This window comes from Lentzea sp. NPDC004789, from assembly GCF_053601075.1.
Genome location: NZ_JBSGBE010000004.1, coordinates 319,935 through 339,550, shown reverse-complemented (window position 1 = coordinate 339,550; position 19,616 = coordinate 319,935). Strand labels below are relative to the sequence as shown.

24 protein-coding genes are annotated in these 19,616 nt (G+C 69.4%); 5 read left to right on the top strand and 19 right to left on the bottom strand.

The window, feature by feature from the left end; translation table 11 throughout:
• Positions 1-12: 12 nt before the first annotated feature.
• The 4 genes from smc to ACWEIJ_RS12060 are packed head-to-tail and all read right to left on the bottom strand — an operon-like array spanning position 13 to position 5,099.
• On the bottom strand, positions 13-3,639 hold the full coding sequence (gene smc / locus ACWEIJ_RS12075) for a chromosome segregation protein SMC (RefSeq protein WP_449837174.1): 3,627 nt from the start codon (positions 3,637-3,639) through the stop codon (positions 13-15).
• A gap of 60 nt (positions 3,640-3,699) precedes the next feature.
• A complete protein-coding gene (locus ACWEIJ_RS12070; RefSeq protein ID WP_449837173.1) occupies positions 3,700-4,290 on the bottom strand; it encodes an anti-sigma factor family protein in 591 nt (196 codons plus the stop codon).
• Positions 4,287-4,793: a sigma-70 family RNA polymerase sigma factor gene (locus ACWEIJ_RS12065; RefSeq protein WP_355444429.1), complete on the bottom strand. Its 507-nt coding sequence runs from the start codon at positions 4,791-4,793 to the stop codon at positions 4,287-4,289. The genes ACWEIJ_RS12070 and ACWEIJ_RS12065 overlap by 4 nt, the downstream gene beginning before the upstream one ends.
• 33 nt (positions 4,794-4,826) lie before the next feature.
• On the bottom strand, positions 4,827-5,099 hold the full coding sequence (locus ACWEIJ_RS12060; RefSeq protein WP_449837172.1) for an acylphosphatase: 273 nt from the start codon (positions 5,097-5,099) through the stop codon (positions 4,827-4,829).
• An 81-nt stretch (positions 5,100-5,180) separates the two neighbouring features.
• Here ACWEIJ_RS12060 and ACWEIJ_RS12055 point away from each other — a divergent pair, with 81 nt between their 5' ends.
• Positions 5,181-5,906, top strand: a complete 726-nt coding sequence (locus ACWEIJ_RS12055; RefSeq protein ID WP_449837171.1) for a CAP domain-containing protein — start codon at positions 5,181-5,183, stop codon at positions 5,904-5,906.
• Here the strand turns inward: ACWEIJ_RS12055 and ACWEIJ_RS12050 are convergent.
• A complete protein-coding gene (locus tag ACWEIJ_RS12050) occupies positions 5,900-6,358 on the bottom strand; it encodes a hypothetical protein (RefSeq protein ID WP_449837170.1) in 459 nt (152 codons plus the stop codon). The genes ACWEIJ_RS12055 and ACWEIJ_RS12050 overlap by 7 nt on opposite strands.
• A 165-nt stretch (positions 6,359-6,523) precedes the next feature.
• Here ACWEIJ_RS12050 and ACWEIJ_RS12045 point away from each other — a divergent pair, with 165 nt between their 5' ends.
• Positions 6,524-7,021, top strand: coding sequence for a hypothetical protein (locus ACWEIJ_RS12045; protein ID WP_449837169.1), 498 nt, complete (start codon positions 6,524-6,526; stop codon positions 7,019-7,021).
• 103 nt (positions 7,022-7,124) lie between these two features.
• Here ACWEIJ_RS12045 and ACWEIJ_RS12040 read toward each other — a convergent pair whose 3' ends face one another.
• A complete protein-coding gene (locus tag ACWEIJ_RS12040) occupies positions 7,125-7,805 on the bottom strand; it encodes a response regulator (RefSeq protein ID WP_449837168.1) in 681 nt (226 codons plus the stop codon).
• The gene (locus tag ACWEIJ_RS12035; RefSeq protein WP_449837167.1) at positions 7,802-10,375 is read right to left on the bottom strand and encodes a DUF4118 domain-containing protein; all 2,574 of its coding nucleotides are present in this window, start codon (positions 10,373-10,375) and stop codon (positions 7,802-7,804) included. The genes ACWEIJ_RS12040 and ACWEIJ_RS12035 overlap by 4 nt, the downstream gene beginning before the upstream one ends.
• 246 nt (positions 10,376-10,621) lie before the next feature.
• On the opposite strand from ACWEIJ_RS12035, the gene ACWEIJ_RS12030 reads away from it, so the two are divergent.
• Positions 10,622-11,062, top strand: coding sequence for a MarR family winged helix-turn-helix transcriptional regulator (locus tag ACWEIJ_RS12030; protein ID WP_355444408.1), 441 nt, complete (start codon positions 10,622-10,624; stop codon positions 11,060-11,062).
• A gap of 33 nt (positions 11,063-11,095) precedes the next feature.
• Here the strand turns inward: ACWEIJ_RS12030 and ACWEIJ_RS12025 are convergent, their stop codons facing one another.
• The 9 genes from ACWEIJ_RS12025 to ACWEIJ_RS11985 form a co-directional block, all read right to left on the bottom strand.
• Positions 11,096-12,196 (bottom strand): HAAS signaling domain-containing protein, encoded by a 1,101-nt coding sequence (locus tag ACWEIJ_RS12025; protein WP_449837166.1) that lies wholly within the window; start codon positions 12,194-12,196, stop codon positions 11,096-11,098.
• The gene (locus ACWEIJ_RS12020) at positions 12,193-12,519 is read right to left on the bottom strand and encodes a PadR family transcriptional regulator (protein ID WP_449837165.1); all 327 of its coding nucleotides are present in this window, start codon (positions 12,517-12,519) and stop codon (positions 12,193-12,195) included. Before ACWEIJ_RS12020 ends, ACWEIJ_RS12025 begins: the two co-directional genes overlap by 4 nt.
• A gap of 137 nt (positions 12,520-12,656) precedes the next feature.
• The gene (locus ACWEIJ_RS12015; RefSeq protein ID WP_449837164.1) at positions 12,657-13,250 is read right to left on the bottom strand and encodes a PASTA domain-containing protein; all 594 of its coding nucleotides are present in this window, start codon (positions 13,248-13,250) and stop codon (positions 12,657-12,659) included.
• A 7-nt stretch (positions 13,251-13,257) separates the two neighbouring features.
• Complete coding sequence (gene mutM / locus ACWEIJ_RS12010; protein ID WP_449837163.1) at positions 13,258-14,115, bottom strand: bifunctional DNA-formamidopyrimidine glycosylase/DNA-(apurinic or apyrimidinic site) lyase; 858 nt, start codon at positions 14,113-14,115, stop codon at positions 13,258-13,260.
• Position 14,116: 1 nt separating this feature from the next.
• On the bottom strand, positions 14,117-14,317 hold the full coding sequence (locus ACWEIJ_RS12005; protein WP_112261918.1) for a hypothetical protein: 201 nt from the start codon (positions 14,315-14,317) through the stop codon (positions 14,117-14,119).
• Positions 14,318-14,324: 7 nt separating this feature from the next.
• Entirely contained in the window at positions 14,325-15,128 is an 804-nt protein-coding gene (gene rnc, locus ACWEIJ_RS12000; protein WP_449837162.1) for a ribonuclease III, read from the bottom strand.
• A 16-nt stretch (positions 15,129-15,144) separates the two neighbouring features.
• A complete protein-coding gene (gene rpmF / locus ACWEIJ_RS11995) occupies positions 15,145-15,327 on the bottom strand; it encodes a 50S ribosomal protein L32 (RefSeq protein WP_189256656.1) in 183 nt (60 codons plus the stop codon).
• Positions 15,328-15,329: 2 nt separating this feature from the next.
• Entirely contained in the window at positions 15,330-15,911 is a 582-nt protein-coding gene (locus tag ACWEIJ_RS11990) for a YceD family protein (protein ID WP_449837161.1), read from the bottom strand.
• Positions 15,912-16,137: 226 nt separating this feature from the next.
• Positions 16,138-16,854 carry a DivIVA domain-containing protein gene (locus ACWEIJ_RS11985; RefSeq protein WP_449837160.1) on the bottom strand — a complete coding sequence of 239 codons (717 nt, stop codon included), beginning with the start codon at positions 16,852-16,854 and terminating at the stop codon, positions 16,138-16,140.
• Between the two features lie 98 nt (positions 16,855-16,952).
• Here ACWEIJ_RS11985 and ACWEIJ_RS11980 point away from each other — a divergent pair, with 98 nt between their 5' ends.
• Positions 16,953-17,393, top strand: coding sequence for an N-acetyltransferase family protein (locus ACWEIJ_RS11980; protein WP_449837338.1), 441 nt, complete (start codon positions 16,953-16,955; stop codon positions 17,391-17,393).
• Here the strand turns inward: ACWEIJ_RS11980 and coaD are convergent.
• A complete protein-coding gene (gene coaD, locus ACWEIJ_RS11975; RefSeq protein ID WP_449837159.1) occupies positions 17,390-17,872 on the bottom strand; it encodes a pantetheine-phosphate adenylyltransferase in 483 nt (160 codons plus the stop codon). The genes ACWEIJ_RS11980 and coaD overlap by 4 nt on opposite strands.
• Positions 17,873-17,925: 53 nt before the next feature.
• Positions 17,926-18,480: a 16S rRNA (guanine(966)-N(2))-methyltransferase RsmD gene (rsmD, locus tag ACWEIJ_RS11970; RefSeq protein ID WP_449837158.1), complete on the bottom strand. Its 555-nt coding sequence runs from the start codon at positions 18,478-18,480 to the stop codon at positions 17,926-17,928.
• Between the two features lie 31 nt (positions 18,481-18,511).
• Here rsmD and ACWEIJ_RS11965 point away from each other — a divergent pair, with 31 nt between their 5' ends.
• Positions 18,512-18,961, top strand: coding sequence for a TFIIB-type zinc ribbon-containing protein (locus ACWEIJ_RS11965; RefSeq protein ID WP_449837157.1), 450 nt, complete (start codon positions 18,512-18,514; stop codon positions 18,959-18,961).
• On the opposite strand, the gene ACWEIJ_RS11960 is transcribed toward ACWEIJ_RS11965, so the two are convergent.
• Positions 18,912-19,595 (bottom strand): SDR family NAD(P)-dependent oxidoreductase, encoded by a 684-nt coding sequence (locus tag ACWEIJ_RS11960; RefSeq protein ID WP_449837156.1) that lies wholly within the window; start codon positions 19,593-19,595, stop codon positions 18,912-18,914. The two genes, ACWEIJ_RS11965 and ACWEIJ_RS11960, sit on opposite strands and share 50 nt — an antisense overlap.
• Positions 19,596-19,616: the final 21 nt, after the last annotated feature.

The following is a 19,616-nucleotide window of genomic DNA, read 5'->3' as shown; positions in this document are numbered from 1 at the left end:
CCGACCGCCCTCTCAGGCCTCGACCGTCTCCTGCTCGGTCTCCGCGGGTTCCTCCGCCACCTTCGCCGGCTCGTCACCGCGGGTGCGCAGCCGCTGCGAGATCACCTGCGAGATGCCGTCACCGCGCATCGAGACGCCGTACAGGGCGTCCGCGATCTCCATGGTCGGCTTCTGGTGCGTGATGATCAGCAGCTGCGACCGGTCCCGCAACTGCTGGAACAGGCCGATCAGCCGGTGCAGGTTCGTGTCGTCCAGCGCCGCCTCGACCTCGTCCATCACGTAGAACGGTGACGGGCGGGCGCGGAAGATCGCGACCAGCATCGCGACGGCGGCCAGCGACTTCTCGCCACCGGAGAGCAGCGACAGGCGCTTGACCTTCTTGCCGGGCGGACGGGCCTCCAGCTCGATGCCGGTGGTCAGCATGTCCTCGGGCTCGGTCAACACCAGCCGGCCCTCGCCGCCGGGGAACAGGACCTTGAAGACGATCTCGAACTCGCGCGCCACGTCCTCGTAGGCCGACGTGAAGACCTCGAGGATCTTGTCGTCGACCTCCTTCACGACCGTGAGCAGGTCGCGGCGGGTGTCCTTGATGTCCTCCAGCTGGGTGGAGAGGAACTTGTAGCGCTCCTCCAGCGCCGCGAACTCCTCCAGCGCCAGCGGGTTGACCTTGCCCAGCAACGACAGGTCGCGCTCGGCCCGCTTGGCGCGCCGCGCCTGCGTGTCCCGGTCGTACGGCATGGGCTGCGGCTCGGAGACCTGCTCGCCGCGTTCCTTGGCGGCCTGGTACTCCGCCATCTCCCCGGCCGACGGCGGCACGGGCTGGTCGGGGCCGTACTCGTTGATCAGGTCGTCGAGACCGATGCCGAAGTCCTCGGCGATCTTCGTTTCGAGCTGCTCGATGCGCAGGCGCTGCTCGGCGCGCAGGACCTCGTCGCGGTGCACGGCGTCGACGAGCTTCTCCAGCTCACCGGACATCTCGCGCACCAGGTTGCGCACCTGGGTCAGCAGCAGCTCGTGCTGCTGCCGGCGTTCCTGGGCCTGGTCGCGCTCACGGGCGGCCCGCGCCAGCGAGATCTCGATGCGTTCCAGCGCCTGCTCACCGCCGCGCACGACGGCCTTCGCGACCTGGGCACCGCGCGCACGGTGAGCCGTCGCACGGGCGTGGCGTTCGCGGGCCTCGCGCTCGGCGCGCGCGGCTCGGCGCAGACCATCCGCCTTGCCCTGCAACGCTCGTGCGCGCTCCTCGGCCGTGCGCTGCACCAGCCGGGCGTCCATCTCGCCCTGACGCGCCTGGGCGAGCTCCGCGGCCAGCTGGTCGCGCTGCTCGGTGTCCGGCTCGTCGTCGAGGGTCTGCTCCTCCTCGGCCATCAGCAGCCGCTCTTCGAGCTCGCCCAGCTTCAGCAGGGCGTCCTCGCGCGACTGCTCGACCTTGGCGCGCTGCTCGGTGATGCGCGCGACCTCGGCCTCCGCGGACCGCACCGCGGCGGCCATCCGGTTCAGCCGCTCGCCGGAGCGGGCCTGGCGGACCTTGGCCTCCTGCATGGCCTCCTTGACCGCGTCGAGCACCTTGCGGCGGGCCTGCTGCTCGGCACGGGCGCCCTCCAGCGCCGCCGACGCGTGCTCCAGCGCGCGTTCGGCCGTGGCGAGGGCTTCCTGCGCCTCGTCGACGGCGGCCTGGACCTCGATGACGCTCTGGCCCTGGGCGCCGGAGCCACCGATCGCCCAGTCCGTGCCGAAGATGTCGCCTTCACGGGTCACGGCCCGGACGTTCAGCCGTGCCGCGGTGTCCAGATCGTCGACCACCACGAGGCGGTCGAGCGCACGGGCCAGTGCCGGGCGCAACGCCTCCGGCGCGTGCACGACGTCGATCGCCCACCGCGCGCCGTGCGGGAGGTGACCCCACTGCGAGGTGTCCACAGTGGACCCGTGGGAGCCGATGAGCACGCCGGCGCGTCCGGCGTCCTTCTCCTTCAACAGCTTCAGGGCGGCCAGCGCACCGTCGCCGGAGGACACCGCGACGGCGTCGGCGATCGGTCCGAGCGCGGCGGCCAGCGCCACCTCGTAGCCCGGCTCGACGGTCAGCAGTGCCGCGACGGAACCCAGCAGGCCGGGCACGTCCGACGCGAGCAGCGCGCCCGCGCCGTCCTTGCGGGTCAGACCGAGCGACAGGGCGTCGACGCGCGCACGCCACGACGCGATGTCGCGTTCCGCGGTGCGTTCGGCCTTCACCAGCTCCTCGACGCGCTGCCGTGCCGCGTCGTGCGCCTGCACGGCCTGCCGGTGGCGTTCGTCGAGGCCGTGGTCGTCCTCGTCCTCGGTGCCGGTGATCTCGCGCGCCTCGGCCAGCTCCATCGACGCGAGCTCGACCCGTTCGGTGGCCTCGGCGAGCGTGCCGGACAGCCGTTCGATCTCCTCGGCGGTGGCGTTCGTCTTGCTGCGCAACGCTTCCACCTGGCCGGAGAGCCGCGCGAGGCCCTCACGACGGTCGGCGATCGCGCGCACGGCGGCGATGTGCGCCTTCTCCGCCTGCGACACCATGCGCTCCAGCTCGGACCGCGTCTCCACGGCCTCCGCGAGCGCGATGCGCGCCTCGGTCACGCCCTCCTGGAGCTCCAGCTCCATCGCGGCGGTCTCCTCGGCCTCGCGTTCGAGATCGTCCGGGTCGCGACCGCGCGAGGGCGCGTCCACGTCGGCGGACAGGTGCCGGGCGCGTTCGGCGGCGAGGCGGACCGTGCCGCGGAGGCGTTCCTCCAAAGCGGACAGCCGGTACCAGGTGTCCTGCGCGGCCTGCAGCTTCGGCGAGTCGGCGGCGACCCGCTCCTCCAGCTCGTTCTGCTGGTACTGCGCGGCCTGCAACGACTTCTCGACCTCGGCGCGGCGCTCGCGGGCCTTCGCCTCGTCGTGCTCCTCCTGCGCGATGGCTTCCCGTTGCGTCACGAGGTCATCGGCGAGCAGGCGGAGCTTCGAGTCCCGCAGCTCGGACTGCACGACCTGCGCCCTGCGGGCGATCTCGGCCTGCTTGCCCAGCGGCTTGAGCTGGCGGCGCAGCTCTGCGGTGAGGTCGGTGAGGCGCGTCAGGTTGGCCTGCATCGCCTCCAGCTTGCGCAGCGCCTTTTCCTTGCGCTTGCGGTGCTTCAGGACACCGGCGGCCTCTTCGACGAACGCGCGCCGTTCCTCCGGTTTGGACTCGAGGATCGCGGCGAGCTGGCCCTGACCGACGATCACGTGCATCTCACGGCCGATGCCGGAGTCCGACAGCAGCTCCTGGATGTCCATCAGGCGGCACGAGTTGCCGTTGATCTCGTACTCGGTGGCGCCCTCGCGGAACATGCGGCGGGTGATCGACACCTCGGTGTACTCGATCGGCAGCACGCCGTCGGAGTTGTCGATCGTCAGCGTCACCTCGGCGCGGCCGAGCGGCGCGCGGCCGGACGTGCCGGCGAAGATGACGTCCTCCATCTTGCCGCCGCGCAGGTCCTTGGCACCCTGCGTGCCCATCACCCAGCGCAGCGCGTCGAGCACGTTGGACTTGCCGGACCCGTTGGGGCCGACCACACAGGTGATGCCGGGCTCGAAGCGCAGCGTGGTAGCCGAGGCGAAGGACTTGAAGCCCTTCAGCGTCAGGCTCTTGAGATGCACGCCGGGCAGAGTACCCAAACGCTTGCGAGGGATGCGTTAGGCAGGCCGTGACCTGCGCGTCTATGGACGGAGAGTAACCAGAAGCCCGCTTTCGTCAGACACTTCCAGGTGATCTATCTGGTCGAGCCGGAACGACGTGGAACCGGGAATCTCCTCGTAGGAGGCGTGCGACGACCCCCACCAGCCGCCGATCTCGCGCCGTCCCTGCCGGTCGAACACCATCACCTTGCACCGGGCACCCGGCTTGACGTTGTCGAACTTGAACCGCATCTCGGTGCCCCACGACCTGGTCACCATCGAGACGCTGGCCTCGACGCCGGTCTTCTCGTCCTGGGCGGCCCACGTCGGCGCGGGCGGGAGCGTCAGGAACAGCACCCCGCCGGCCAGTGCGAGGACGACCAGGACCGCCGCGCACAGGACCAGCACGCGGCGCTGTCGGTTCGGCTTGGGCGGGCACTCGGGGATGGCGTCGAGGTTCTCGACGTCCTCCAGGCTCAGCCGCCCGAGCAGGCCCGGCAGCGGGGCCAGCCGCAGCATCTCGGCCTGGCACGCGGCGCAGTCCGAGAGGTGGCGTTCGAACGCGGACCGCTCCTTGAGGTCGAGCGACCCGAAGAGGTAGGCGCCGACGTCGACGGTGTGCTGGCAGCTCACGCCTCGGTCACCCCTCTTTCCTCCAGTGCGTCGCGCAGCGCCCGCAGTGCGTAGAAGCAGCGCGACTTGACCGTGCCCGGCGGGACGCCGAGCGTTGTGGCGGCCTCCGCGACGGTGCGGCGGCGGTAGTACAGCTCGATGACGACCGTCCGGTGCTCAGGCGTGAGCGCCCGCAGCGCCGACGCGATCTGCCACGTCTGCAGCACGTGTTCGACCTGGTCGCTGACCGGCGGCAGGTCCACCGGTTCGAGCGGCACCTCGGTCGCACGTGCGTTGCGGCGGCGGTAGCCGGAGATCACCAGGTTGCGGGCGACCGTGTAGAGCCACGGTGCCGCGTCGTCCGGGTTGAGCTCGTCGTAGTGCCGCCACGCGCGCAGCAAGGTCTCCTGCACGACGTCCTCCGCCTGCTGGAAGTCGCCGTCGACCAGCCGCAGCACGTAGTGCAGCAACGGGCCTCGCCAGCGGTCGTAGAGCTGGATGAGGACGTCTTCGGCGGAGTCCACGCTCCCTTACTACGCCACTTCGTCCGGAAGGGTTCAGCGCTCCACGAACCCGGTCAGGTCACCCCGCGCGTCCGACCACTGCTCACCGACAGATTCGACGTGACCCGGGGTTTCACCCGAACGGAGAGCCTTCAGCAATTGTTCACACTTTTGGCGGGGTCCCTCGGCCACCACCTCCACCCGTCCGTCCGGCCGGTTGGAAGCACTGCCGACCAGGCCCAGTTCTAGCGCCCTGGCTCTCGTCCACCAGCGAAAACCAACGCCCTGAACCCGTCCTCGCACCCACGCGTTTAGTCGCACGTCCACCCCCGAATGGTTGCGTAGTCACCCAAGGTGATCGAAGACGCACTCGGGGTTTATCACCCATTAGTGGTACCGTGCCGACCCGTGAGTGCCCGCAGCCTCTTAATCGGCCTGCTGATCGGTGCAACCGGCGTCGGCGGCCTCGCCGTCACCGGTAACTCTCCTCTCGGCATCAGCTTCACCACCGCCGCGCAGCAGGAGACCACCGACACGGCGAACCAGTTCGGCACAGGCAACGCGGCCGCACCCAACAGACAGACCTCCGCCCACCACACCGGTGTTGTGGGCACTCCCACGGCGTCGCCGTCCTCGTCCGCTCCCACCACCTCGTCGACGACGACGGCCCCCACTTCCACTTCTTCTTCGTCAGCGGCTCCCACCACCACGACGTCTCCCGAAGCGCCGAAGCCGCCCGCCGACCCGCCGAAGCCGCCCACGGGCCAGACCCCCGAGCAGGCCGTCCTGGAGCTCGTGAACGACCAGCGCGCCGCGAAGGGCTGCAAGGCCCTCGTGATCGACGACCGCATCACGACCGCCGCGCAGGCCCACAGCACGGACATGGCCACCAAGAACTACTTCTCGCACTCGTCGAAGGAAGGCAGGACCTTCGACCAGCGCATGAAGGACGCGGGCTACCCGAAGCCCGGCGGCGAGAACATCGCGATGGGCTACCCGACGGCCGCCGCGGTGATGGACGGCTGGATGAAGTCCCAGGGCCACCGGGAGAACATCCTGAACTGCAGCTTCGTGACCATGGGCGTCGGCCTCGACACCCGCGGGAACTACTGGACCCAAGACTTCGGCTACTGACGGTTGAGCAGGGGAAACTTCGTGTACGAGAGCCCGGAACCGGACTCGCGCAGGCGCTTTCGCGGTGCACCGCAGATGATCCTCGCCGCGTCCGGCGTCGTTCTGGCCACCGTCTTCGCCGCCGTCGCCTCGCTGGCGTCCGGCTCGGACAACGCCTCAGAGACCCCCGCGCCACAGCCACCGCGCAAGGAGGCCGTGCGTGACGCGTTGAGCATCGTGCCGACGTCCTCGCCCACTTCTTCTTCGGCCGAGCTGACCTCGTCGTCCTCTTCTTCGGAGACCACGACGTCGACCACCACGTCGACGAAGAAGAACTCGCGCGTCACCACCATCACGCGCCCTGACGGCACCACGACGACCGTCACGACCGATGACCCGCCGCCGGTCGTCACGTCGTCGACCACGACGTCAACCAGCACCACGACGACCACGACCACGACGACGACCACCACGACGACGAACCCGGCATCAACGAATCCGTCGTCCTAGGGTTACGCCAGTCACCGACAAGTGACGCAGAGCTACACGAAGGTGTGGCGTCGCTGAGGCTTTGGTGCGTTTCCGCCGATAACTCGAACGCAAGTCCATCCGACCGGGTTTCCCACGAGGAGATGGGTGTGTTCGAGGAAGATCATCCGCAGTCACCAACCGACGCCGCGCCGCCGAAGAAGCGCGTGGGCACGGCCGTCATGCTGGCTGCGGGCGGTGTCGTGGTGGCGACCCTGTTCGCGACCGTCGCGTCCATGCTCGCCGCGTCCGGCCACGAGGCCACCCCGGAGCGCACGGCCGCGGACGTCGTGCAGACCATCACCAGCGTCGCGCCGGACGGCAGCACCAGCACGGTCGTGGTGACGGTGTCGTCGAGCGCCACCAAGTCCTCGGCCGCACCGGAGCGCAAACAGGCCGCGCGCCCGAACGAGCAGCCCAAGCCGGGCGCCCCCGAGCAGCCGCCGCAGCTGACGACGAACCCGCCCGCGCCCTCGCAGCCGCAGAGCAACCCGCCGACGTCGTGGACCGAGCCGCCGGCGTCCAGCTCGTCTTCTTCAGCGACCTCGACGACCACGCCGCCGCCGTCGTCCTCGTCGAGCTCGTCCACGCCGCCCCCGAAGCCCTGACGGGCAACGCATCAGGCAGCCAGGTGGAGCTTCCCCGAGCCCACCCGGAAGCCCAGACCGTCAACACCTCAGGCAGCGCGGCCGCGGGTCGACCTGCCCGGCCTCACGGTTCGAACCGGTACCCCATCCCGGGCTCGGTCAGCAGGTGCCGCGGCCGCGCGGGTTCCGGCTCCAGCTTCCGCCGCAACTGCGCCAGGTAGACCCGCAGGTAGTGCGTCTCCTTCTCGTACGCGGGCCCCCACACGTCCCGCAGCAGCTGCTTCTGGGCGACGAGCTTCCCGGCGTTGCGCGCCAGCACCTCCAGCAGGCCCCACTCGGTGGGCGTGAGGTGCACCTCGGTGTCGTCCTTCAGCACCCGCTTGGCCGCCAGGTCCACCGTGAACGACGCCGTCCGCACGACGGGCTCGTCCTCGGGGCCCGCGACGGCCGAGCGGCGGACGGCGGCGCGCAGCCGGGCCAGCAGCTCGTCCATGCCGAACGGTTTCGTCACGTAGTCGTCGGCGCCGGCGTCCAGGGCGTCGACCTTGTCGGCCGAGTCGGTGCGGGCGGACAGGACGATGATCGGCAGCGTGGTCCAGCCGCGCAGGCCCGCGATGACGTCCGTGCCGTCCATGTCCGGCAGGCCCAGGTCGAGGACTACGACGTCCGGCTTGCCGTCGGCGGCCAGGCGCAGGGCGCTGGTGCCGTCGTGGGCCGTGAGCACCTCGTAGCCACGGGCCGAGAGGTTGATCCGCAGCGCGCGCACGATCTGCGGCTCGTCGTCGACCACCAGTACTTTCGTCACGAAACCCTCTCCTCGGCCGGCAGCGAGATCACCACGGTGAGGCCGCCGCCTGGCGTGTCCTCCATGCTGATCGTGCCTCCCATCGCCTCGGTGAAGCCCTTCGCCACGCTCAGACCGAGACCAACGCCACCCGGCGTGCGGTCGCCGAGCCGTTGGAACGGGGCGAAGACCTCCTCCGCGGTGCCGCGCGGCAGCCCGCGGCCGTGGTCCACCACGCGCAGTTCCACGTCGTTGCCGTGCGCGGACGCCCGCAGCGCCACGGCGCCGGCGTAGCGCAGCGCGTTGCCGACGACGTTCGCGATCACCCGTTCGAGAAGCCCGATGTCGGCGCGCACCGGTGGCAGCGACTCGGGGACGTCGACCTCGACGTCCCCGGTCAGGCCGGTCAGCGCGCGGGCCACGGCCTCGTAGTAGCCGACAGCGCGGAACTGCGGTTCCACCGCGCCGGTGGCGAGACGGGACGAGTCGAGCAGGTTGTCGACCAGGCCGGTGAGGCGGTCCGCGGACTCCTCGACGGTCTCCAGCAACTCGGCCGTGTCCTGCGCCGAGAGCGTGAGCTCCGGGTCGCGCAACGCACCCACCGACGCCTTTATCGAGGTCAGCGGCGTGCGGAGGTCATGGCCGACGGCGGAGAGCAACGCCGTGCGCAGCTCGGTCCGCGACGCCTGCCGTTGCGCTTCGAGGGCCTGCTCGGCCATGCGCTGCTGGCGCAGCGCGAGCAGGGCCTGACCGGCGGCCGCCTCCAGGACACGGCGGTCGGAGGCGGGCAGCGAGCGGCCGCGCAACGCCAGGTGCACGTCCGGGGTCACCGCGACGTCGACGTCCGCCTCGTCCGGCTCGTCGCACGGGCTCGCACCGACGCACGCGACGCGCTCCCACTCGCCCTCGACGCGTTCCAGCAGCGCGACGGAGGCCAGGCCGAAGTTCTCCTTCACCTTCTCCAGCAGCCGTGCGAGCGGGAACGGGTTCGTCAGCACGGTGCGCGCGTACGACGCCAGGAGCGTGGCCTCGGTGCGTGCGCGCGCTGCCTGCGTGGCGCGACGGGCGGCGTAGTCCACCACCAACGCCGTGGAGACACCTACGACGATCATCGCGAAGAACGTGAGCACGTTCTGCTGCGCGTCGATCGTGAACGTGTAGAAGGGCTCGGTGAAGAAGAAGTTCAGCAGCAACGCGTTGACCAGCGCCGCCGTGACCGCAGGGCCCAGTCCGCCCACTATCGCGACCACGAGCGTGACCAACAGGTACGAGATGACGTTCGTGGAGAAGTTCAGGCTGCTGCGCATCGACGCGCCGGCCGCCGTCACCAGCGCGGGACCGGCGAACGCGAGGAACCAGCCCCACGCCAGCCTGCTCGGCCTGAGCGGACTGCCCGCGAACCGTGCGCGCCAGCCGCTGCCCGTGGCCGGATGCGTGACCATGTGGACGTCGATGGCACCGGATTCCTGCACGACCGTGGAGCCGATACCGGCGGAGAACACACGCGCGAACCGTGAACGGCGCGATGTGCCGACCACGAGCTGAGTGGCGTTCACACCGCGGGAGAACTCCAGCAGCGCCGTCGGCACGTCATCGCCGACGACCGTGTGGAACGTGGCACCGACGTCTTCGGTGAGCTTGCGGAACTTCGTCAGCGCGTGCGGGTCGGCTCCTGCGAGGCCATCGCCCCTGAGCACGTGCACGACGAGAAGATCGCCACCCGCGCGCGTGGCGATGCGGCGCGCGCGTCGGATGAGCACCTCGCTCTCCTTGCCGCCGGTGATGGCGACGACGACGCGTTCGCGGGCTTCCCACGTGTCGGTGATCTGCTGCTCGGCCCGGTAGCGCAGGAGGGCGACGTCGACCTGGTCGGCGACCCAGAGCAGCGCGAGCTCGCGGAGCGCGGTGAGGTTGCCGACGCGGAAGTAGTTGCCGAGCGCGGCGTCGATCTTGTTCGCGGCGTAGACGTCGCCGTGGGCCAGCCGCCGGCGCAGCGCTTCGGGGGTGAGGTCGACGAGCTGCATCTGGTCGGCTTTGCGCACGACCTCGTCGGGCACGGTTTCCTGCTGCGGTACGCCCGTTATGCGTTGGACGACGTCGTTGAGCGATTCCAGGTGCTGGACGTTGACGGTGGAGAGCACGTCAATCCCGGCTTCGAGGAGTTCCTCGACGTCCTGCCACCTTTTTGCATTACGGGATCCAGGGGCGTTCGTGTGCGCGAGTTCGTCGACGACGGCGACCTCGGGCGCGCGGGCCAGCACGGCGTCGACGTCCATCTCGGTGAGTTCGACGCCGCGGTGCACCGCGTGCCTGCGCGGCACGATTTCCAGACCGTCGACCAGTTCCGCCGTCTTGGCCCGGCCGTGCGTCTCCACAAATCCGATGACCACATCTGTGCCGCGTTCCCGCCGCCGGTGCGCCTCGCCGAGCATCGAGAACGTCTTGCCGACACCGGGAGCGGCTCCGAGGAAGATCCGGAGCTCACCACGCCTGGGTTTCGCACTCACCGGACCAGTCTCCCCCTGGCCCCGCCTGGGCTGTTCGGGGGTATGCACTGCGCCGCCCGGCCACACACGTGCTCCTTCCCACATCTTTGACCAGAGATCTGTCTTGTTGAATCATGCTTCAGCACGGCGCCCGTTCGAGTGAGCCGGGCTGCGCTTTTTACGCCGTTTACCAGCACATTTAAGTGTGCCGGACGCGCGCCGTGACACCCCGCGTCACCACAACGGCCGAATGGGTTATCGGCAGTTGGCGGATAGCGCGCAGAGCGTGAATGAGGGAAAGTTCCAGGGTTCGTGTCCGAATTCGGACAATCACATGCGCGCGGAGAAACGATGCCCACCACCGTCACCAACCACGAGGCTCTTCAACTCGTGGTGGCCGTGCACCGGCTGGTGCGAAGTCTTCGACAGGCCGCTCCGGCCCGTCGTTTGCAACCCACCCAGTTATTGGTGCTGTCAGAACTGAGCGCCCACGGCCCGATGCGGATCGGCGAGATCGCGGTGCGCGCGCTGTGTTCGCAGCCGACCGCGACAACCGTCGTGACCAGCCTCGAGTCCACCGGCCTAGTGCGCAGAGAGCCCGACGCGGCCGACGGCAGAGCCACGATTGTCGTGCTCACCGAGGTCGGCCGCGAGACCGTGCTGTCGATGGCTCACGGCGAGGCCGAACTATTGAGTGAAAGAATGTCCGAACTTTCGCCGGAAGACAGAGACCTCCTGCGTTCGGCCATGCCGGTATTGCGCCACCTGGCGGAGCCGCAGGAAAACAAGTAGGAGCGGGACCCCCGACCGGTCCCGCTCCTGGCATTACTTGCTGGGTGACACAGAAGTAGGTGACACCGAGCTGGAAGGCGTGCTTCCAGAACTCGACGACGACGGCGTGCTCGACGTTGATGACGGAGCGGACATGCTCGGTGTCACCGTGTAACAGGTGCCGTTTTCGTAGTCGATCTTCGGCCGTGGATACCTGTTAGCCGGAATCATCGGTTCGGGGTCGCCCCCACCGCACCCGTAGTACCGCCGCGGTGCGTTGATGGGATTGCCGTGCTCGTCGTACAACAGCACGTTGGTGAGCAACTTGCCGTTCTCGTCGTAGGCGTAGATGTTCTCGTAGCTCTCCGTCGCCGGCGCCGGGTACGACTGCCGTGACGTGTTGTAGGCGAGGTTGTTCGCCGTCGCGTCGACGACCTGGAACAGCAACCCGACCGCCAGCGCGGACGCCGGCAGGCTGAACCACAGCCACCGCCGGTCGACCTTGGCGCGCGGCCCGGCGAACACCGAGATCACGGCGATCGCGGCGACGAACAGGAACCCGAGGATGTCGCGGCCGGCGAGCAACACGGCCCCGAGCCCGAGCAGACCGGCCCGCACCAGCCACCACGCGGGCTGCAGCGACCTGAAGTAGGTCAACGCCCGTTCCGCCGGCGTGCCCACCTCCGGCGTCAGCCACTGCTGGATCCTGCGCGTCTCCGGCAGCGCCATGACCTCCTGCTGCGCCGGCCCCCGGTCGTGCACCAGCGCCAGGCTCAGCACCAGCACCACCCCGGGAAGCAGCAGAATCCCCGGCTCCCGCAGTGCCGCCGCCCCGGCGAGCAACGTGATGCCCGTGGCGATCGCCAGGCCCCACGCCGCCGCCCGAGGCCTGGTCATCAGCTTGCCCTTGGCGGTGACCGGCAGCCGCTCGGTCCGCGGCGGATACCCGGCCGCCTGCCGCAACTCCTGCGCGTACTGCTCCGGCGGCCCGAGCCGCTGCTCCAGCGTCTCGTCCTCCCCGAGCTCGGTCGACAGCTCCGCGACGTGCGCGCTGACGTCCTCCATGATCTCGGCGACCTCGCTGGGCGGCAGGTCGTCGAGGGCCGCACGCATCCCGGCCAGGTAGTACTCGACCCCGAGTGCCTGCGTGTTCATGCTGCGACCTCCCCGAGCAGGCCGTCCAGCGTGCTGGCGAACGACCTCCACGTCTCCCTCGACTCAGCCAGGCGCACCCGCCCGGTCTCGTTGATGCTGTAGTACTTGCGGTGCGGCCCCTCTTCACTCGGCACCACGTACGAGGTCAGCAGCCCCGCGTTGTAGAGCCGGCGCAGCGTGCCGTACACCGACGCATCGCCCACGTCGTTCAGTCCCCCGGCGCGCAGTCTGCGCACCACGTCGTACCCGTACCCGTCGTCCTTGCGCAGAACCGCAAGAACGGCCAGGTCCAGCACCCCTTTGAGCAGCTGACTGGTGTCCATGGCCCCCTCCCTCCCGCTGTTGCGCGGTGAACACTACTACGCACTGCGCAGTACTGTCTAACGCGTTGCTGCACCGAGATCTCAACTGGCATCGCAAGGGGTTCGACTACAGGACGTGCGGGCTCGGGCGCCGGTTGTCAGCTCGCGCAGCCGGATGCGCCGGTCGGCTCGCCGAACTTCACGGCTCCGAGCGTGATCCTGGTCTTCGGGTCCGGCGTGCTGCCGGGAGAGGCGGACTGGCTCACCACGACCCAGTTCCGGTCGACGAGCTGCTGCCGGTGCTTGCCGGTCGCGTCCTCGGAACCGAGCAGGTAGAAGCCCGCGGCCTGCAGCGTGTCCTGCGCTTTTTGCAGGTCCAGGCACACGACGTTCGGCACGGTGCCCTTGACGGGCGGTTCCTGGCCGGCGGACGGGTCGGTCGGCTTGCGCACCTTCAGCACGACCTGCGAGCCGCCGGGTTCCTCGGCGTCGGCCTCCGGCGACTGCGAGACGACCACCCAGTTCGACGGTTCGAGGATCGGCCTCTTCTGGCCGGTCGCGTCCTCCTCCGTCACCCGGTAGCCGCGGGCCGACAGGAGGTTCCGCGCCTCGCTGAGCCGCAGGTCGGCCACCTTCGGCACCTTCGACCCGGGTTGAGTCGACGAAGCGGGGGCCGGGTTGACGCGGTCCGCGGGCTCAACGCCGGTGCAGCCCGCGAGGGCGAGCAGCAGGACGGCGATGAGGATCCTCATTCGGCGCTCAGAGCCGTGGGCGGGGCTGACAGCGCGGGCAGGAGTACGAGGAGCGGTTCATGAACGGCTCCCGGACGATCGTCGCCCCGCACCGCTTGCACGGCCGGTTCTCCTGCCCGTACGCGCTCAACGACCGGTCGAAGTACCCGGACTGCCCGTTGACGTTGACGTACAGCGCGTCGAACGACGTCCCGCCCTGCCCGAGCGCCTCGCGCATCACGTCCGTGGCGTGATCGAGCAGCTCAGCGGCCTTGGGTTTGGTGAGCTTGTCCGTCATCCGGGTGCCGTGCAGCTTCGCGCGCCAGAGGGCCTCGTCGGCGTAGATGTTGCCGATGCCGGAGACCAGCGTCTGGTCCAGCAAAGCGCGTTTGATCTCGGTGTGACGCAGGCGCAACGCGCGCACGGCAGCATCACGGGAGAAGAGAGGGTCCATCGGGTCGCGGGCGATGTGCGCGACCGAGTCGGGGACCAGGGTGCCGTCGACCTCGACCAGCTCGGCGAGAGCCAGGCCGCCGAAGGTTCGTTGGTCGACGAAACGCAGCTCCGGGCCGCCGTCGGCGAACCGGAACCGCACGCGAAGATGTTTCTCGTCCGGCGCGTCTGCCGGCTGGACGAGCATTTGGCCGCTCATGCCCAGGTGGGCCAGCATGGCGGCTTTGTCGGCCAGTTCTACCCAGAGGTACTTGCCGCGGCGCCTGGCTGCAGCCATCGGCTGGCCTGCCAGGCGCGCGCAGAAGTCCGCGGAACCCAGGTCGTGCCGGCGGATGGCGCGTGGGTGCAACACCTCTACCGAGGAGATGACCCGGCCGGCAACGTGGGCTTCGAGGCCGAGGCGAACCACCTCGACCTCTGGGAGTTCGGGCACGTCAGTCTTCGGACTTGCCCTCGTCGACGGGCTGCGCCTCGATCACGGCAGCCTGCGGCTTGGTGGGCTTGAGCACCCACACACCCGCGCGGCTCGTGTCCCTGACCAGCACAAGTCCCTGGATGCCTCCGCTACGGGAGGTGTTCACCGGGCCGCGAGCGGAGCGCGTGCGGCGGTTGGTGCGGTACCTGGTCGCATACATTGCGTTCTCAGTCTTCCTCGGATGGGAGGGTCCCTGGCGTCACCGAGGCGCCGTTCTGTCCGTTTGCGGATCGGGCCGACTCCTGCTCAGCCTTGACCCGCTCCGACAGAACATGATAAGCCGCTTCAGCGGCTTTCTGCTCGGCTTCCTTCTTGGTGCGCCCATCACCCTTGCCGTAGGGCTGGCCACCGACGAGCACCGTGGCGGTGAACTCCTTGCGGTGGTCCGGCCCCTGGTCGTCCACGCGGTACTCCGGGACGCCGAGACTGGCTTGAGCGGTGAGCTCCTGCAGGCTTGTCTTCCAGTCCAGTCCAGCACCCAGAAGCGGAGCTTTGGCCAAGAGTGGATCGAACAGCCGGTGAACGAACGTTCGTGCGGTATCGATACCGAACTGCAGGTACACCGCACCGATGACGGCTTCGAGGCCGTCGGCGAGGATGCTCGCCTTGTCCCTGCCGCCGGTCAGCTCTTCGCCGCGGCCGAGCAGCAGGTGTGCACCGAGCCCGCCTTCTCCCAGGTCACGCGCTACGCCCGCCAGAGCGTGCATGTTCACCACGCTGGCGCGGAGCTTCGCGAGCTGACCCTCTGGAAGATCGGGATGAGTGCGGTAGAGGTGGTCGGTCACGACCAACCCGAGCACGGCGTCTCCCAGGAACTCGAGACGCTCGTTCGGCGGCAGACCGCCGTTCTCGTACGCGTAGGACCGGTGGGTGAGCGCAAGCCCTAGCAGCTCGGCGTCCAACTGGACGCCGAGCGCTTCGGACAAAGTCGCGCGGTCAGCTTGCGGAGCGCGCGGCGGCTTTCCCCCCACTGCGTAACCGAGGAGATCAGGCCGGCTGAGCGACCTGGCGGCCAGCGTACTGACCACAGGCCGGGCAGGCGACGTGCTGCGGCTTCGGCTGACGGCAAGCCTTGTTGGAGCACGCCACCAGGTGCACGGCAGACGTCTTCCACTGGGAACGGCGCGCACGGGTGTTGGCGCGCGACATCTTCCGCTTCGGGACGGCCACGACTACTTCTCCTCGTTGTTGTCTTCGCTGAACCGCTCTTGCAACGCGGCCCAACGAGGGTCAATCGTCTCATGCCCGTGGTCGGGCCCGAGCTCCACCCACCTGCCGCCGCACTCGGAGCAAAGCCCCTTGCAGTCCGGCTCGCAGAGCGGCACCTGCGGCAGCGCGAGGACGATGGCGTCCCGCACCACAGGCTCGAGGTCGATCAGATCGTTTTCGATCCGACTGACCTCGTCTTCATCAGTGGTCTCGTCCGTGGTGCTGTCCGGCCACGCGTACAGCTCCGTGATCCGGACCTCGACCTCGTCGGCGAGCGGCTCGAGACACCTCGAGCACTCACCTTCGACCTTGGCGAACGCGGTCCCCGACACGAGCACGCCCTCCACGACCGACTCGGTCAGGAGATCGAGCTCAACCTCTCCGCCTTCCGGCACCGCGATCACGCCGAGCAACCCCACACCTGCCGCGGGAACCGACCGGACGAAGGGTCGGCTCGACCCGGCGCGACGGCCGAGGTCCCTGGTGTCGATGACCCAGGGCCCTGATGCTGTGGGACGCGTGGACGCGTGACGATGCTCAGTCATGATCAGATTGGTTGCCGGCGGGGACCTACCACGTCCAGCCGGTCCAGGGTACGGGACGACGCCCCCACGCGTGAAATCGGCAGGTGATCGCACCTGCCCGACGTAGCGCGAATCACACTTCCAGCCGCCCGCCGCCCCTGTTCGAGCGCCACGCGGGGCCCCTGCGTCCTCTCCTGGAGTACGAAAGCTCCCCGCGTACTGCTCGCAAACACGAAAGGGTGAAGGGCTAGGCGCCGTAGTCGAAGGGGGCTGCGGCACCGGCGACGGCCGGCCCGCGCAGGTGCGAGCGGCCCTTGCCGACCGACCTGAGCGTGTGTGCGAGGAGGTCCTCGAAGTCCGCGAGCTTGCCGTCCACGTACGCGTCGCACTCCGACCGCAGCCGGATCGACTCGTTCTGCGCGGCGTCGAGGATGCGCGCGGCCTCGGCGTGCGCGGCCCGGACGACCTCCTGCTCGTTGACGAGCCTGGCCTGCTCGGCGCGGCCGTCCTCGGTGGCGCGCTCGTAGTTGGCGCGACCGGCCTGGATCATCCGCTCCGCCTCGGCGTGCGAACGGCCGACCAGCTCGTCGTACTCCTGCCGGCCGGCGGCGACGGTGCGCTCGGCCTGGTCCTCGGCCTCGGCGATCATCCGCTCGGCACGGGCCCGCGCGTCGGACAGCATCGCCTCTGCCTCGGCCTGCGCCTCCGCGAGCATCCGCTCGGCGTCGCTGCGCGCCTTGGACACGCCGGCCTCTGCCTCGTGCTTGGCCTTGCCGACCAGCTCGTCCTTGTGGTCGAGCACGTCCTGCGCGTCGTCGAGCTCCGCGGGGATCGCGTCGCGCACGTCGTCGAGCAGTTCGAGCACATCACCGCGCGGCACGACGCACCCCGAGGTCATCGGAACTCCGCGCGCTTCCTCGACGATCGTGACGAGCTCGTCGAGTGCCTCGAACACCCGGTACACGTCTCACTCCCTACCCTGTGACTCCCACCCACAAGTGTGCCCTGCCGATCTCCCCGAAAGAGGGAGATCGGCAGGGCGTGTCAGGATTTGCCGTGACCATCACGATCCGACGGGCGACCGCGGCCGATGTTGACCCGATCGTGGCGATGCTCGCCGACGACCCGCTGGGCGCCACGCGCGAGACGCCCGGCGATCCCGCCTATCTCAAGGCCTTCGAAGTGATCGACGCCGACCCGCACCAGTTCCTCGCGGTGGCCGATCTCGACGGCGAGGTCGTCGGCACCCTGCAGCTCACGTTCACGTCCGGCCTGTCGCGGCTCGGCCTGACCCGCGCGACCGTGGAGGCCGTGCGCGTGCGTTCCGACCAGCGCGGCGCCGGTCTCGGCGAACGCCTGATGAGGTGGGCGATCGACGAGGCACGCGCCCGCGGTTGCGGTCTGGTGCAGCTGACGACGGACGCGTCCCGCGTGGACGCGCACCGGTTCTACGAGCGGCTCGGGTTCACCGCGTCGCACGTGGGGATGAAGCTGCCGCTCTAGCGGGTCTCGGCGAGGCGCTGCTGCAGCCGCTGCTCGATGGTCGCGGGCAGCAGCGTCGACACGTCGCCGCCGTACGTCGCGACCTCCTTGACCAGCGAGGACGCCAGGAACGAGTACGCGGGCGTGGCCGGCATGAACAGCGTGTCGACCCCGGTGAGCTGGTGGTTCATCTGCGCCATCTGCAGCTCGTAGTCGTAGTCGGTGACCGCGCGCAGGCCCTTCACGATGGCCTTGATGTCGTTCTCGCGGCAGTAGTCGACCAACAGCCCGTGCCACGAGTCCACGCGCACGTTCGGCCACGGCTGCGTGACCTCGCGGAGCATCTCGATCCGCTCTTCGACGGAGAACAGCGTGCGCTTGGTCTTGTTGATGAGCACGGCGACGACGACCTCGTCGAAGAGATGCGCTGCTCTCCCGATGATGTCCAGGTGACCGTTGGTTACCGGGTCGTAGGAGCCGGGCGTCACGGCACGCGTCATGAGGCGGACGTTAGCACCCGATCGGACGCCTCCAGGCGTGTCCGTGGTTCTCGTCACCCATCAGAACGCACCAGGCCCCAATACACCGCCGTGTCGCCATATCGCTTGGCACGCAAGGGTTCTACTCCGTCCGGCCACGCTGGTTCGCCGCTGCGCGAAGCACGTTCGACGATCAGCACCGCGTCAGGGGCCAATCTGTGCCGGAGGCCGTGCAGCACCTTCGCCAGCTCGTCGTCCGTCACCGCGTAGGGCGGATCCGCGAACACGACGTCGAACTTCTCGCCCTCGGTTGTGGCGTACGCCTCAGCCGTGCGGTTCGCGATCATCGTGTTCGCGAAACCGAGCTCCCGCGCGTTCGACTTGAGCACCTCGGCCGCCCGCTTGTCCGACTCCACGAACGTCGCGTGCCCGGCCCCCCGGCTCAACGCCTCGAACCCGAGCGCCCCCGACCCCGCGTACAGATCGAGCACGCGCGCGCCGTCGAGGTCCATCATCGACTCGAGGGAGCTGAACAGCGCCTCCCTGACCCGCTCCGACGTGGGCCTGGTGCCCTTCGGCGGCACCTTGAGCCTGCGACCTCCCGCGGTCCCGGCAACGATTCGTGTCACCGCGTCATCGTCCCAGGTGCATCCTTTGCCCATGACCCGCCACCGCGACTCCGGCGACTGCCTCTGCGCGCTGGCCGCCCACCCCGTCCTGGTGACCTGCCCCGGCTGCTCGGGCCAGGCCGTTGTGACCTCGAAGCGACTGGTCTGCCCCTCGTGTGCGCACACCCGCCCGTACCACCGCACGTTCTGCGGTGAACCCCACCGCGACTTCGTACCTGGGCTCTGGCTGCAAACGCCGTGCGCAGGCCACACGCTGTGGGCGCTGAACGCAGAGCACCTGGACCTGCTCGAGTCCTACGTGACCGCAAAGCTGCGCGAGGACCCTCTCCCCACGTCGGTGCGCCGGATGACCGTCCTCGCCAAGCTGCCCGCCTGGCTGAAGTCGGCCGAACACCGCGACGAGGTGCTCCGCGCCATCCGCAGGCTGCGAGCTACCGTCCCAGGTGCGCCCCGCCGTTCACCGCGAGCACCTGCCCGGTGATGTGCCCGGCCCGCTCCGACGCGAGGAACCCCACGAGCGCCGCCACGTCCTGCGGCGTGCCCGCGCGACCGTTCTTGGTCTGGCCGATGAGCGTGGCCAGCCGCTGCTCGGTCATCGCGTCGCCGAAGAACTCCGTGTCGACGATCAGGCCGGGCGAGACGACGTTCGCGGTGATCCCGCGCGGTCCGAGCTCGCCGGCCAGCTCGGCGGTCCATGCCTCTACGGCGGCCTTGGCGGCGCCGTAGCTGCCACCGCCCCGCCTGCCCGCGATCGAACCGATGGTGATCACGCGGCCGTTGTCGGCGAGCCTCGGCGCGAGGGCCTCGGTGACGAGGACGGCGCTCACGACGTTCGCCTCGTAGTTGGCGAGCCATCGCGTCTTGGTGTCCTCGTGGCCGATGTTGCCGCCCGCGTTGTTGACCAGGACGTCGACCTCGGAAGGCAGCGCTTCCAACGCCTTGCTCACCGCGTTCGGGTCGGTGGCGTCGAAAGCGACGTGCTTCACGCCCGGAACCGCCGCCAGGACTTCCGCGCGACGGCCGGTGATGGTGACCTCCAGGCCCTGCGAGGCGAGCTCGAGAGCGATGGCGCGGCCGATGCCGGTGCCGCCGCCCGTCACAACTGCAGTGCGCATGCTTCCCCCGAAACGAAGTTG